The sequence below is a fragment of the Marivita sp. S0852 genome (assembly GCF_046591575.1).
GTDB lineage: Bacteria > Pseudomonadota > Alphaproteobacteria > Rhodobacterales > Rhodobacteraceae > Marivita.
Genome location: NZ_JBIQWA010000005.1, coordinates 154,794 through 168,413, shown reverse-complemented (window position 1 = coordinate 168,413; position 13,620 = coordinate 154,794). Strand labels below are relative to the sequence as shown.

The 13,620-nt window shown below is 59.7% G+C and carries 10 protein-coding genes and 1 tRNA gene; 5 read left to right on the top strand and 6 right to left on the bottom strand.

Annotation, left to right across the window (positions count from 1 at the left end; genetic code table 11):
- Positions 1-81: 81 nt before the first annotated feature.
- A tRNA-Val gene (locus ACG74X_RS12585) sits at positions 82-156 on the bottom strand.
- Positions 157-302: 146 nt separating this feature from the next.
- On the opposite strand from ACG74X_RS12585, the gene ACG74X_RS12580 reads away from it, so the two are divergent.
- Positions 303-1,166, top strand: a complete 864-nt coding sequence (locus ACG74X_RS12580; RefSeq protein WP_411235225.1) for an N-formylglutamate amidohydrolase — start codon at positions 303-305, stop codon at positions 1,164-1,166.
- Positions 1,167-1,169: 3 nt separating this feature from the next.
- Here ACG74X_RS12580 and lpxK read toward each other — a convergent pair whose 3' ends face one another.
- The 4 genes from lpxK to ACG74X_RS12560 all read right to left on the bottom strand — a co-directional run bounded on the left by lpxK (position 1,170) and on the right by ACG74X_RS12560 (position 5,014).
- Positions 1,170-2,162, bottom strand: a complete 993-nt coding sequence (gene lpxK / locus ACG74X_RS12575; RefSeq protein ID WP_411235223.1) for a tetraacyldisaccharide 4'-kinase — start codon at positions 2,160-2,162, stop codon at positions 1,170-1,172.
- Positions 2,159-3,385 carry a 3-deoxy-D-manno-octulosonic acid transferase gene (locus tag ACG74X_RS12570; protein ID WP_411235221.1) on the bottom strand — a complete coding sequence of 409 codons (1,227 nt, stop codon included), beginning with the start codon at positions 3,383-3,385 and terminating at the stop codon, positions 2,159-2,161. Before ACG74X_RS12570 ends, lpxK begins: the two co-directional genes overlap by 4 nt.
- Positions 3,386-3,644: 259 nt before the next feature.
- Entirely contained in the window at positions 3,645-4,265 is a 621-nt protein-coding gene (locus tag ACG74X_RS12565; protein WP_411235220.1) for an enoyl-CoA hydratase/isomerase family protein, read from the bottom strand.
- The gene (locus ACG74X_RS12560) at positions 4,262-5,014 is read right to left on the bottom strand and encodes an SDR family oxidoreductase (RefSeq protein ID WP_411235218.1); all 753 of its coding nucleotides are present in this window, start codon (positions 5,012-5,014) and stop codon (positions 4,262-4,264) included. The genes ACG74X_RS12565 and ACG74X_RS12560 overlap by 4 nt, the downstream gene beginning before the upstream one ends.
- A 122-nt stretch (positions 5,015-5,136) precedes the next feature.
- Between ACG74X_RS12560 and ACG74X_RS12555 the strand changes: the two genes are divergently transcribed.
- Entirely contained in the window at positions 5,137-6,663 is a 1,527-nt protein-coding gene (locus ACG74X_RS12555) for a DUF2125 domain-containing protein (protein WP_411235217.1), read from the top strand.
- Positions 6,664-6,687: 24 nt separating this feature from the next.
- Here ACG74X_RS12555 and ACG74X_RS12550 read toward each other — a convergent pair whose 3' ends face one another.
- On the bottom strand, positions 6,688-7,905 hold the full coding sequence (locus ACG74X_RS12550; RefSeq protein ID WP_411235216.1) for a UbiH/UbiF/VisC/COQ6 family ubiquinone biosynthesis hydroxylase: 1,218 nt from the start codon (positions 7,903-7,905) through the stop codon (positions 6,688-6,690).
- Between the two features lie 85 nt (positions 7,906-7,990).
- On the opposite strand from ACG74X_RS12550, the gene ACG74X_RS12545 reads away from it, so the two are divergent.
- From ACG74X_RS12545 to ACG74X_RS12535, 3 genes are all read left to right on the top strand, one after another.
- On the top strand, positions 7,991-9,319 hold the full coding sequence (locus tag ACG74X_RS12545; protein ID WP_411235214.1) for an amidase: 1,329 nt from the start codon (positions 7,991-7,993) through the stop codon (positions 9,317-9,319).
- A gap of 110 nt (positions 9,320-9,429) precedes the next feature.
- Entirely contained in the window at positions 9,430-10,620 is a 1,191-nt protein-coding gene (locus ACG74X_RS12540; RefSeq protein ID WP_411235212.1) for an aminotransferase class I/II-fold pyridoxal phosphate-dependent enzyme, read from the top strand.
- 11 nt (positions 10,621-10,631) lie between these two features.
- Positions 10,632-13,577: a DNA translocase FtsK gene (locus ACG74X_RS12535; RefSeq protein ID WP_411235211.1), complete on the top strand. Its 2,946-nt coding sequence runs from the start codon at positions 10,632-10,634 to the stop codon at positions 13,575-13,577.
- Positions 13,578-13,620: the final 43 nt, after the last annotated feature.

Sequence of the window (13,620 nt, the reverse complement as noted above, 5' to 3'; positions counted from 1 at the left end):
GGGTCTCTCCTCTTATCGCGGCGCGCGAGCGCCTTTGTGGTTGCGGATGCCCTGACCAAACGGCCAAAGCGGCGAATTCAATGGTGGGCGATACAAGGTTCGAACTTGTGACCCCTTCGATGTCAACGAAGTGCTCTACCACTGAGCTAATCGCCCGTTTATCTTTGCGTCACCCATGCCCCAATAAAAAGGGGCGCGAAATACCGCGCCGATGGGCCGGTCTATAAAAGGAGTCGGAACGGGGATCAAGGGCTTTTGGTTATAGAAAAAATCGGTCTATGTTGAGGGCGAGTGGAGAGCCTATGCCGAAAGTTGCCTACCATCTTGTTCAGCCCGAAAACCACACGTCCAGGGTGGTGTTCGCGTCTCCACATTCGGGGCGGGATTATTGCTGGTCGTTTTTGCGCCATACGGCTTTGGATGAGGTGACGATCCGGTCGTCCGAAGATGCCTTTGTCGACCGTCTGTTCGATTGTGCGCCGCAATTCGGTGCTCCGTTTATCAAGGCGGGTGCGCCCCGCGCCTTTATTGATCTTAACCGAAGCGCCGAGGAGCTTGACCCCGCGCTGATTGAAGGGGTGCGTCGCCAAACCCATAATCCGCGTGTGTCGTCCGGGTTGGGTGTGGTGCCGCGCGTTGTGGCCAATGGCCGCGCGATTTACCACGGCAAGCTGCCCCGTGCCGAAGCAGATCAGCGCATCGAGCAGTATTGGCGCCCCTATCACGAACAGTTGCGCGCGTTGATCAACACAGCGCATGCGCGGTTCGGCGAAGCCATTTTGGTAGATTGTCATTCAATGCCGCACGAGGCGCTGGATGGCGTTGCGAAATCGGTGGCCCGGCGTCCGCAGATCGTACTGGGGGATCGGTTTGGCGCGTCAGCCAGTCAGACGGTTGTTGATCAGATCGAAGCGGCGTTTGTCGATGCGGGTCTTGTGGTTGCGCGCAACACACCCTTTGCCGGAGCCTATATCACCCAGGCCTATGGCCGCCCGTCACGGGGGCAACATGCTGTGCAGATCGAAATCGACCGATCCATTTATATGGACGAACGCGGCGTCCGCCCGAATGCGAATTTCCATAATTTCCGCAAACTGCTGCGCAGCGTGATCGCAGAGATCGCCGGAACCGGGCAGGCGGATGACATGCCAGTGGCGGCGGAATAACCGTCAGGGAAACAAAGCCCGAAGCGCGTCAGGCAGAGTGCCTGTGGTATCCAGTGTCAGGCGAACCGGCAACGTCAGGACTTTCATGCGAAAGCTGTCGGGCAAGCGGACGGCGTCTTTTTCAGTTGTCACCAACTGGGCACGCGCTGTTTGGGCATCCTTTTCAAGCCGGGCCATCAACGCAGGTGTGAGCGGTTGATGATCGTCCAGGGCCTCTGTCCGGATCAGATCTGCGCCAAGGGACCGAAGCGTCGCAAAGAACTTTTCAGGGTGGCCAATGCCTGCAAAGGCCAGACAGGCCAGACCGTTCCAGTCCATTCCGGTTTGAAGCGGGTCCAGATGGCCGGCGATATGTGGCACAGTAATGTCGGCACCCCAGGTTCGGGCAAGGCCTGACTGTGCCTTGGCATCGCCGATCGACAAGACAAAATGCGCGCGCTGCATCGCGGTAGACACCGGTTCCCGCAGAGGGCCAGCAGGAATGCACCGGCCGTTGCCAAAGCCCTTGTTGGCATCGACCACAATGATCGACAAATCCTTGTGAAGACTCGGGTTTTGCAGCCCATCATCCAGAATGATGGCTTTGGCACCGTCGGCTAGTGCGGCGTGCGCGCCTGCTGCGCGGTCCCGTGCCACCCATACGGGGCCGAACGCGGCCAGTAAGAGCGGTTCATCCCCCACCTGTTCAGCCTTGTGTGATCTGGGATCAACCTGAACCGGGCCTGCCAACGACCCGCCATAGCCGCGTGACACTACATGGGCTGTAATTCCCATATCCGCCAGCATCTGCATCACCGCAATAACTGTCGGTGTTTTTCCAGTGCCGCCCGCGTTGACATTTCCCACGCAGATCACCGGGACAGGCACTTTGACCGAATCTGCGGCGCGCAGGCGGCGTTTTGTCAGGGTGGCATAAAGCGCCCCAAGCGGAGAAAGGGCTCGGGCGGCCAACCCGGGTGTGTCGGGCGGGTTGTGCCAAAACTGCGGTGGTCTCATGGCCGGGCCTCGATCGCGTCAAGCCATTCGTCAATCTGGGTGAGCACCAGATCGGCGGTTTCTGCCCCGGAGGACACAACGGTCCAGCCCGCATGCGCCATCGAGGCGGCGCGATCCGGCGCAATGAGCTGCGTGACCGCGGCGCTGAGCGATTCCATGTCTTTGACAATCCTTGCCGCGCCTGCGGTGACAAGCCGGGAATAGGCGTCCAGATGTTTGCCCACATTGGGACCATACAGGATCGCAGATCCCAGCGCTGCAGCCATCATCGGGGATTGGCCGCCAGATCCGGAAACAAGCGACCCCCCCAGAAAGCACAATGGTGAAAGCCGGTACCACAGACCAAGTTCACTGTCATCTCCGGCCAACAGCACCTGTGTGTTTTCATCCGGCATTTCGCCATGATCCCAACGCGCGAGACGCAAACCAACCTCTTGGCACAGCTCTGCCAGTCGCGGTTCATCGTCAGGGTCCCGGGGGACGATCACCAGCAAAAGCCGATGCGCCAGACGCGCGGCCCGACGATGGGCGCGCAGCACGGCATCCGCCTCTTCGGCAAAGATACTGGCGGCAAGCCAAACCGGACGGCCCGCCAGAGCAGCGGTCATTTCCTGATGCAATCCATCATGGCTTGTCAGCGGTGCGATCTCGGGCTCTAGCATGGAGGCGATTTCAATTTTGCTTTCAGCAACGCCAAGGCGCTTCATCCTGTCAGCAGCGCCCTTGTCTTGGGCGATGATGCTATGAAACAGGCCAAGCGCACCTGCGGTGGCGTCGGGCAGAAGGTGTTTTGAAGGCTGCTGCCACACCGTATTGGCGGCATCGACAAGAAGCATATGTGCGCCGGTATTCGCCGTTTCAAAGATCAAGGCAGGGCGCAGTGCGTTACCGGCCCAGATCAGGATGTCGGGACGCCAATGATCCAGAAACCTGTGAATATCACTTGCAGATTCCGAAGGCGGAGGCCCGATTGCTACGCCCAAAAGATCAAACGGTTCGGTTTTTGCCGCATCTGATGTCAGCACCAAAGAGAAATCGTCGCGTTGGGACTGTAAGCGTTTGGTCAAAGTCAAAAGCGTCTCAAGCCGCAATCGCGTGTCGCAATGCAACCAAAGCACCGGACCTTTGGGGCGGTCAGGCCAGGTCTGGGCGGCAACAACCAGCCGATCGCGCCCCCGCGCCAGGGCCAGATAGGCGGCTAAAGTGAACGGCTTGCGCGGCAAGTGGTTACTCCTGCGCCTTTGGCGCGGCGGTGCAGGCACTGGTCACCGGTTCAGGAGTGCTGCGAACATATCGCATCCGGGCGGTGTTATGATCTGCAAAAAAGCCAACAATATGAGACGTTTTTCGGTTTTTTGGGGTATTTTCCCCAGCGCTTGTCGGCCTTGTGCCAAAGACGATATCAAGATGGTGGTGCATGACACGTTCCTTCGGTCCTGTGTCGGTTCAGCCTACGATGCTGCGGACACGGGTCAAGCCGCGTCACGGCAGGCGCTGGGCGATCAGCCCTTTGATGGCGCGAGCGTGTTCCGGCGTTGCGGCGCACACGTCTTCTGTGAGCGATTTTGCCGTGTCAAGAAGGTCTGACGGATCAACAATGCGATCCACCAGCCCCCAGGCCAGCGCGTCTTCGGTTGTGATCTTTTGCCCGGCCATCAAGATCATTTTGGCGCGTGACGGGCCCGCCAGCTGCGCAAGCCGCGCGGGATCAGAGGGTTGCGGCAAAAAGCCAAGCTTCATCACTGGGTAGAACATTTTGGTTCCGGGCACCGCGATCCGCAAATCGCAGGCCAGAACCATGCCAAGTGCGCCACCGGCCACCGTGCCGTTCAGGGCTGAAATCGTCAGGCCAGCGTGGCGCGCAAGGGCTGCGGACAGACGTTCCCAAAGCGGGCTGAGCGCCAATCCCGCTTTGGCAGCCTCCAGATCGGCCCCTGCCGAAAACACCTTGCCGGTGCCGGTCAGGATAAGGGCCCGTGCGGCGCGCGCGTCTTCGACGGCGATGCTTAACTGTTCCAGCATCTCGTCGGTCAAAGAGTTGGCTTTATCGGGCCGGTTTATTGTCAGGATGCACAAGGTGCCATCATTCGCGACCTCGATCATACCAGGCCAACCTTTTTGCGAATGGCCTCATCGCGCAAGGAAATCTCTTCACCGAGAAAGGCGTCCGCCTCGGGTCCGCACATCCAAAGCAGCGCCTTGGCGGGCCATTCGGCCGGGATATGGTCTGTCCAGTCAAGTTGACTGATCGGATTGATTCCGCTGGCCTTGATTTCGCGCTGCATTTCGGTGGCGACGGTGCCGGGTGACAGGCCCATTGCCCGGATGCCCTTTTCCGACATTTCCTGGTGCAGACACATCGTCAGCATCGCAGCGCCGGCTTTGGACGCGCAATAATGCGACCATCCCTCGACAGGGCGGTGCGCAGCGCCCGAACTGACGGTCAGAACCGTACCGCCCCCCGCCTGTGCCATTTCGGGAAGTGCGGCGCGGATGCCGTGGAAGACGCCTTTGAGATTGATATCAATCGCCTGACCCCACCCGTCGGGATGGGCGTCTTCCAAGCGGGATATGGGTTCGATGACACCGGCGTTATTGATCAGGATGTCCAGCCGACCAAACGCCCCCACGCAGTTTTCGACAGCTTTTTCCACTTCCCAATAGCGGCTGATGTCACATGGGATGGCGACGGCCTGAGGGCCGATTTCGCCTGCCAGATCGGCGATGCTGTCCGAAGACCGCGCGATAAGAGCCACGTTCGCCCCGGCATTGGCAAAGATCCGCGCAGTTTCTGCGCCAATGCCGCGGCTTGCACCCGTGATCAGAACCGTTTTACCCGATAAATCGGCCATGCGACGTCCTCCTTGCTGTATGCTGCAGTGCTACTGTGGTCAGACGACCGGGTCCACCCACTTGACCCTGTCGTTCTGGCATCGGAAGCTGTGCGCGGGAATTTGACTGTAAGGAATAACACATGCCACGCCTTGTTCGCCTATCGACATGTTCCGCCCTCGCGCTGGGCGTCGCTGCTGGCCCTGCCTTTGCCGAGCTGACCGCACAAGAGGTGTGGGACGGGATGGAAGCCGGACTGCAGAACTATGGCTATTCTGTCACCGCAACGGAAACGACAACGTCAGAGGGGCTCCTATTGAGCGATGTTCTTCTTGAGTTTGCGATACCCGAGGATAACAGCACGGTCGAGATTGCGGTTGGGTCCATTGATCTGGATGAAACCGGCGACGGGTCGGTGTCGATGACATTCCCCGCCTCGATGCCGATTACGATAGACGCCGCACCCGAAGACGAGGACGCGGTGAATATGGTGCTGGACTATGCCAATACCGATCTTGAGATTTTCGTGTCTGGCGCGCCGTCTGCGTTGACATACACCTATAGCGCAGACGCCTTGTCGATCGCGCTGGCAGAGCTGATCGTCAATGGGGAAACCATAGACCGTGATGCGGCGCGATTTGAATTCATCATCAACGCGATGACCGGCACCGCGACGATTATCACGGAAGGTGCGACGCGGATCGCACAGGATTTGCGCGCCGAGTCTATTGGGTATGACATCGCCTTCAATGATCCCGAAAGCAGCGATACCGCGTTGATCTCGGGATCGGCGCAGGCTTTGACGCTGGACAGCACAACAACCCTGCCCGAAGGGTTTGATCCCTCTAATCCAGAAAGCCTGATGGCAAGCAGGTTCCTGGCCAGTGGTAAAATGGGTTATGAGGAAGGCGAGATGCAATTCGCCGTCACCGAACCCGCCGGCACAACGAACGGAACCACGCAGTCCGGTTCGGCCGCGTTCGAGTTTGAATTGAACGATTCGCTTTTGCGGTACGACGTGTCAGCATCGGATCAGTCTTTGCGATTGACCGGTCCGGAATTGCCCGTCCCTGTCGACGTCAGCATGGCGCAAAGCGCGTTCAAGTTTACCGCACCGATCACCGAAGCGGACACACCGCAGGACATGGTCTTTGGTCTGACACTTGGCGGGTTCGAGATGTCGGATTTGCTGTGGAATATGGTCGATCCTGCAGCGGCGCTGCCGCGCGATCCGGCGACAATCGCGCTGGATCTGACCGGGCAGGTGACGCCGTTTGTCAATTTGCTTGATCCGGCCGCAATGGCGGGTATCGAGGACTCCGGAGAGGCACCGGGAGAGCTGAATTCGCTCACGCTGAACGCGCTGACCATCGAGGCGGCCGGAGCCAAACTTGGCGGGACCGGATCATTCACCTTTGATAATCAGGATCTTGAGACTTTCGCCGGTTTCCCGCGCCCCAGCGGCGAGCTGGATCTGACGATTGATGGCGCAAACACGCTGATCGACAAGCTGATTGCGATGGGATTGCTGACCAATGAGGATGCGATGGGTGCGCGGATGATGATGGGCATGTTCGCCGTACCCGGAGACGGGCCGGACAACCTGAAATCCTCGATCCAGATCAACGATCAGGGGCATGTCCTGGCCAACGGGATGCGCATCCAGTAACGTCTGACGCTGCGCAACCGGACGTTAGCCTGCCATTAGATCGGGTAAATCCCCGTTCAGGCCAGCCGCTTCGCGGATAAAGCTGCGGCGGGCCGACGGGACAGCATTGAGCAGTGCCATACCCAGATCACGCCCAGCGCGCAGGATCGGATTGTCGTTCGAGAACAGCCGGTTGAACACATCCGTCGCGGTCAAAAGCGTGGCGGTGTCGAATTTGCGCCATTGTTCATAGCGCGCCAGGACTTGCGGGCTGGCGAAATCCTCGCCGCGTCGGTTGGCATGTTCAATCACATGCGCCAATGCCGCTACATCGCGAAGCCCGGCGTTCAGGCCTTGCCCAGCGATTGGGTGCATTCCGTGCGCGGCATCGCCAACCAAAGCCAGGCGGTCGGCAATGAAACGGTTCGCAACGGTCAACCCCAAAGGATAGGTAAAGCGTTCGCCCGCAAGAGAAATCTCGCCCAGAAAATCGCCAAATCGAGGGCGCAGGACGGTCAGGTAGTCGTCTTCGGGCAGGGCGTTGATCTCGGCCGCGAGCGCGCTGCGTTCGCTCCACACAATAGAAGAGCGGTTGCCTGTCAATGGCAGGATGGCAAGCGGGCCAGAGGGCATGAACAATTGATGGGCCACGCCGTTATGGGGTTTTTCATGCGCAATCGCGCAGACCAGCGCGGTCTGGGGATAGTCCCACTCTGTCCGCTGAACCCCGGCGCGTTGTCCGGTGCCGCTTTTGCGACCGTCTGCACCAACAATCAACCGACCCTTCAGCGTATCACCCGACGCAAGCGTGACCGATGCCCCGGACGGGGTGACGGCGTGATCCACGACTGTTTCGCCCGCGAGATGGGTGATCAACGGACTTTGGGTCATCGCCTCTAGCAGCGCCCGGCGCAGGTAGCGATCTTCAAGCATATGCCCCATCGGGCCTTCTTCGATTTCCGCGCTGTTGAAATGCAGGCCAAGAAACACTTCGGCATCACCGGCGCGGCCATCACTGACCTTGATTTCGTTCATCGGTTGGGCGTTGTCTTTCAGGCTGGCCCACAGGCCCAAGGCGTCAAGCATACGCACCGAGGCCAGCGCCAGCGCATAAGAGCGGCCATCGAAGTTGTCGCTGCGGCGTGCGCCATCAGAGCGGGCGTCGATGACAGTGCTGCTGAGCCCGATCCGGGCAGCGGCCAGAGCTAGCGTCGGGCCGTTTAACCCACCGCCAACAATCAGAATATCGGTTGTCGTGTCCATGTCCTGTCATATGGACACCCGGTCGGGATTGTCCATGCGCCTCTGTGCCGCTACCGTCGCGCGAAACAAGACAGCGGAGAGAGCGATGGGCGAATGGCAAAAAATGACAGCGGCTGATCTGGGCCGTGGCATTGGCACCGGAGAAATCGACCCGGTCGCGCTGACGCAGGCGTTTCTTGATGCGATTGACGGCCATGAGTACGGCGACCGTATTTACGCGCGGTTGACCCCCGATCGCGCGTTGGCCGAAGCAAAAGCAGCGCAAGAGCGGGCGCGCCTGAAGCTGCGCCGCTCGCCGCTGGATGGTGTGCCGATTTCGTGGAAAGATCTGTTTGATACGGCGGGTGTGGTGACGGAAGCCGGTTCAAAACTGCTGGCAAACCGCACGCCTGAGTCAGACGCGGAAGTTTTGACCCAGGCAACGCATCAAGGGCTGGTCTGCCTTGGCAAAACCCACATGAGCGAATTGGCGTTTTCCGGTCTTGGACTGAACCCGAAAACCGCGACATCGCCCAATATTCACAACGCCGATAACGCGCCGGGTGGATCGTCCTCGGGGGCTGCGGCCTCGGTGGCCTTTGGTCTTGCCCCTGCCGCGATTGGGTCAGACACGGGTGGATCGGTTCGGGTGCCTGCGGCGTGGAACGATCTTGTCGGGCTGAAAACCACCTCTGGCGTGCTGAGCCTGAAAGGAGCGGTTCCGTTGGCGGCCCGTTTTGACACGGTTGGCCCGCTGTGCAGATCGGTTGAGGATGCAGCGCTGCTTTTTGCGGTGATGAAAGGCGAAGCCCCGGTTGATCTGACGGCGACATCGCTCAGGGGCAGACGGTTCGCCGTTCTGACGACATCGGCGTTTGACGACATCCGGGACACTCCGAAAGCCGCGTTCGAGCATGCCGTATCGCGGTTCAAGGATGCAGGTGCCGAGATTGTGGAGATCGCTATTCCAGAAGTGGCCCAGGCGATGGCGCTAACGCCGATTCTTTACGGATGTGAAACCTATGGCACGTGGAAAGACGTGATCGAGGCCAATCCGGATGTGATGTTTTCGGAAATCCTGACGCGGTTCCGCACCGGCAAGGACTTTTCCGGTGCGGATTATGTTGCGGCATGGCAAAAGCTTGATGCGTTTCGGGCAGCCTATCTTGAGGCGACGGCGTCCTTTGACGCGGTGTTGTGCGCCACAAGCCCGATCACGCCGCCCAGTGTGGATCGGTTGATGACCGATAGCGACTATTACGTCACCGAAAACTTGTTGACGCTACGGAACACGCGGATCGGCAACCTGATGGGGCTGTCTGTTTTGACGCTTCCAACCGGCATTGCGGCCTGCGGTGTGTCGTTAATGGCCAATCCATGCGCAGAGCGGCAGCTTTTGCGGCTTGGTGTGGCGGCCGAGCAGGCATTGGCCTGAAAGCCACAACTGCCTGAATCCCGCGTGCTTTTTCTGGACGCATGGGGGCTGCCGCTGTAATTTGTTTCCAAACAGGGCGTCAATGACCCTGAACCTGAGGCAGTATTGGTATGTTTCCCGAGCGGTTTTCGAACCTTCCGGCTTATGCGTTCCCGCGTCTGCGCGCCCTTTTGGACGTGCATGAACCGGGTGGCCCGGTGGTCCATATGACCATCGGAGAGCCAAAGCACGCGTTTCCGCCTTGGATCAGCGACATCCTTGCGCAAAATATGGCCGGGTTTAACAAATATCCGCCGAATGAAGGCACGCCCGAATTGCGTCAGGCCATCGCCGACTGGGTCAAGCGGCGCTATGGTGTGGCGCTGGATACAGATACGCAGATCATGCCGCTGAATGGCACGCGCGAAGGTCTTTATAATGTCGGTATGGCGCTGTGCCCGGAGCAAAAGAACGGCGCGACCCCCGCTGTTCTGATGCCGAACCCGTTTTATCAGGTCTACCTGATCTCGGCGATTTCGGTTGCCGCAGAGCCGGTTTTTGTGAACGCCACCGAAGAGACCGGGCATCTGCCGGACTTTACCGCGCTGCCCAAAGACGTGCTGAACCGGACCGCGCTGGCCTATATCTGTTCCCCCGCCAATCCCCAGGGGACTGTCGCTGATCGCGCCTATTGGGAACGGTTGATTGCGATGTCCGAAACGCATGATTTCAAAGTCATCGCCGATGAATGTTATTCCGAGATTTATCGCGACACGCCGCCTGTCGGAGCCCTGCAAGTGGCCCAGGAGATGGGCGCAGATCCCGATCGGGTGGTGATCTTTCATTCGCTGTCAAAGCGGTCAAACCTGCCGGGCCTGCGGTCGGGCTTTGTGGCCAGTGGTGCCGACAACATCAAACGCATCCAGCAGCTGCGCAACTACGCGGGCACGCCGCTGCCGCTGCCGTTGCAAAAGGTGGCCGAGGCGGTTTGGTCGGATGAGGCGCATGTCGATGAAAATCGCGCGCTTTACCAAGAAAAATACGCGCTTGCGGATCGCATTTTTGGCAACGTGCCGGGCTACCGATCCCCTCAGGCGGGGTTTTTCCTGTGGCTTCCGGTTGAAGACGGCGAAGCCGCGGCGCTGAAGCTGTGGAAAGACACAGGTGTGCGGGTGTTGCCCGGTGCATACCTGTCGCAAGACACCGACGCCGGAAACCCCGGCAAAGGCTATATCCGGGTCGCCATGGTGGCCCCAATATCAGAAACCGAACGCGGCCTGACGCAGATCAGGGACTGCCTTTACGGCGGTGAAGACCAATAAAGAGGCGATCAATGGCATACCAAGCGCGGGGGCGGGACCCTCTTTTTGACAGCAACATGCAGGCTGCGATTGAAAAACGCGGCAAAGAGCTTGCGGGCTTTGTGCTGATGGCGCTGGGCGCGATGGCGGCGATGATGATCTGGTCTTATTCGCCCGCCGACCCAAGCTGGCTGTCCGCCACTGATGCGCCGGTGCAAAACTGGCTGGGCCGCCCCGGAGCGTCGATTGCCGCGCCGCTGTTCATGATTGTTGGTTGGGCAAGCTGGGGGCTGGCGCTTGTGCTGTTGGTCTGGGGCGCGCGGTTTGCGCTGCACAAGGGCGAAGAGCGCGCGCTGACCTGTCTGATTTTTGCCCCGATCTGGGTTGCCTTGGCAGCAATCTATGCCGCAGGTGTGCCTGAAAGCACCGGCTGGACCCACAGCTTTGGCTTGGGCGGTTTGTTCGGCGATATGATGATGGGGTCTGTTCTGACAATCCTGCCCCTGGGCACAACGCTTGCCTTGAAGCTGATGATGCTTCTTTTGGGGGGTGTCGTTCTGGCTATGGGCGCGTTTGTTCTGGGCTTTACGCGCAGTGAACTGGGCCGTCTGGGGCGGTTCCTTCTGGTTGGCGTGATCATGGTGTACGCCACGCTGTTGTCGCTTCTGGGCAAGGGGGCGACCGGAGCTGTCAGTGCCGCGCGCCAGTTGCAGGCCAAAACCGCTGAACGCCGCGCCCGTCTTGCGCAGGAAGAGGCAGACGCTGCGGAATGGGCCGCAGCGCAGGCCGCGATCCCGCCAGAGCCACGCGTCACGCGGATCACTCCGCCGGTTGCCGCGCCGGTTCATGCAGAAGACAGCTTTGCCGATGCACCTGTCTCATCGCCGCAGAAAACCGGTTTTCTGGCGAAAATGCCATCTTTGATCCGGCGGGCCGACCCGGAGCCAGAGCTGATTGACCAAGAGATGCAGGGCGAATTGCCCGAAATGCTGCCCGGTGATGACCGCGTCCGCGCGAAGATTGCGGATGCCATCAAATCCCGGGTTCGTCACAGCAGCGCAGTCACATCCGCCGCGCATGCGCCGCTGACCAAAGGGCGTGGACGTGGTCCGGACCCGCTGATTGTGCAACCCGTGCCGGGATTGCCGCCAGAGCCGCCGCTGACAGCCCGCGCGCCTCATTCTGCGCCGCGGCGCGCAGAGCCGCCTGTCACAACGGCGCGACCCGCCACTTCGCCGCAGCCTGAAACGGTGCAGGACGAAAATATCTTTGAAGATATGACAGATTGGGACGACTATGCAGACGCGCCGCAAAGCGCGGCTCCGGTCGCGGCCACACCGGCACCCGTGCCGCAACCCGAAGCGCGCAAGGTGGTTCACCAACCCCAACGCAAACCGCTGCAACCGTCCAAACGGGCACAACAAGAGGCGCAGCCGCAGCTCAAGTTCGACGATCAACAAGCGGATTACGAATTGCCGCCGCTTGGGTTGCTTATGGACCCGGCCAATATTGAACGGCACCACCTGAGCGATGAAGCGTTGGAAGAGAACGCGCGCATGCTCGAAGCGGTGCTGGATGATTACGGCGTCAAAGGTGAAATCGTGTCGGTCCGCCCGGGGCCTGTTGTCACCATGTACGAACTTGAACCGGCACCCGGTCTCAAGGCCAGCCGCGTGATCGGTTTGGCCGATGATATCGCGCGCTCCATGTCGGCGCTGTCTGCGCGCGTCTCGACAGTGCCGGGGCGTAGCGTGATCGGCATCGAACTGCCCAATGAAAACCGCGAGATGGTCAGCTTTCGCGAAATCCTGTCCGCCCGCGATTATGGCGACGGCAATCAGAAACTGCCGCTTGCGCTTGGCAAGGACATTGGCGGCGATCCTGTTGTTGCGAACCTTGCCAAGATGCCCCACCTTCTGATTGCGGGGACCACCGGGTCGGGTAAATCCGTGGCCATCAACACGATGATCCTTTCGCTGCTCTACAAGCTGAGCCCACAGGATCTGCGCCTTGTGATGATTGACCCCAAGATGCTGGAACTTTCCGTCTATGACGGTATCCCGCACCTGCTGTCGCCCGTTGTGACCGACCCGAAAAAGGCCGTTGTCGCGCTGAAATGGGTCGTGGGCGAAATGGAAGACCGTTACCGCAAGATGTCCAAGATGGGCGTGCGCAACATCGACGGCTACAATGGCCGCGTCGCGGATGCCCTGAGCAAGAACGAAATGTTCGAACGCACGGTCCAGACCGGCTTTGACGATGAAACCGGCGAACCGATCTTCGAGACCGAAGAAATCCAGCCCGTCAAGATGCCCTATATCGTGGTCATCGTCGACGAAATGGCCGACCTGATGATGGTCGCCGGGAAAGAGATCGAAGCCTGCATCCAGCGCCTTGCCCAAATGGCGCGGGCGTCGGGTATTCACCTCATCATGGCCACGCAGCGGCCTTCGGTTGATGTGATCACCGGCACGATCAAGGCGAACTTTCCGACGCGGATCAGCTTTCAGGTCACGTCAAAGATCGACAGCCGCACCATCCTTGGCGAAATGGGGGCCGAACAACTGCTGGGGCAGGGCGATATGCTCTACATGGCGGGCGGGGCCAAGATCACGCGCTGTCATGGTCCGTTCGTGTCCGATGAGGAAGTCGAGGAAATCGTTAACCACCTCAAGACATTTGGCCCACCTGAATATGTCGGTGGTGTGGTCGAAGGCCCGGCAGATGAAAAGGCGGATAACATCGACGCCGTGCTTGGCCTGAACACCGGAGGCAATACAGATGGCGAAGACGCGCTTTATGATCAAGCGGTTGGCATCGTGATCCGCGACCGCAAATGTTCGACCAGCTACATCCAGCGCAAACTGGCGATTGGCTATAACAAGGCTGCACGGCTGGTGGAACAGATGGAAGATCAGGGCGTTGTCAGCGCCGCCAACCATGTGGGCAAACGCGAAATCCTGGTGCCCGAGCAGTAAAGACCTGCCGATCCATCACAAAAACGGGCGCTGCTATCGCATA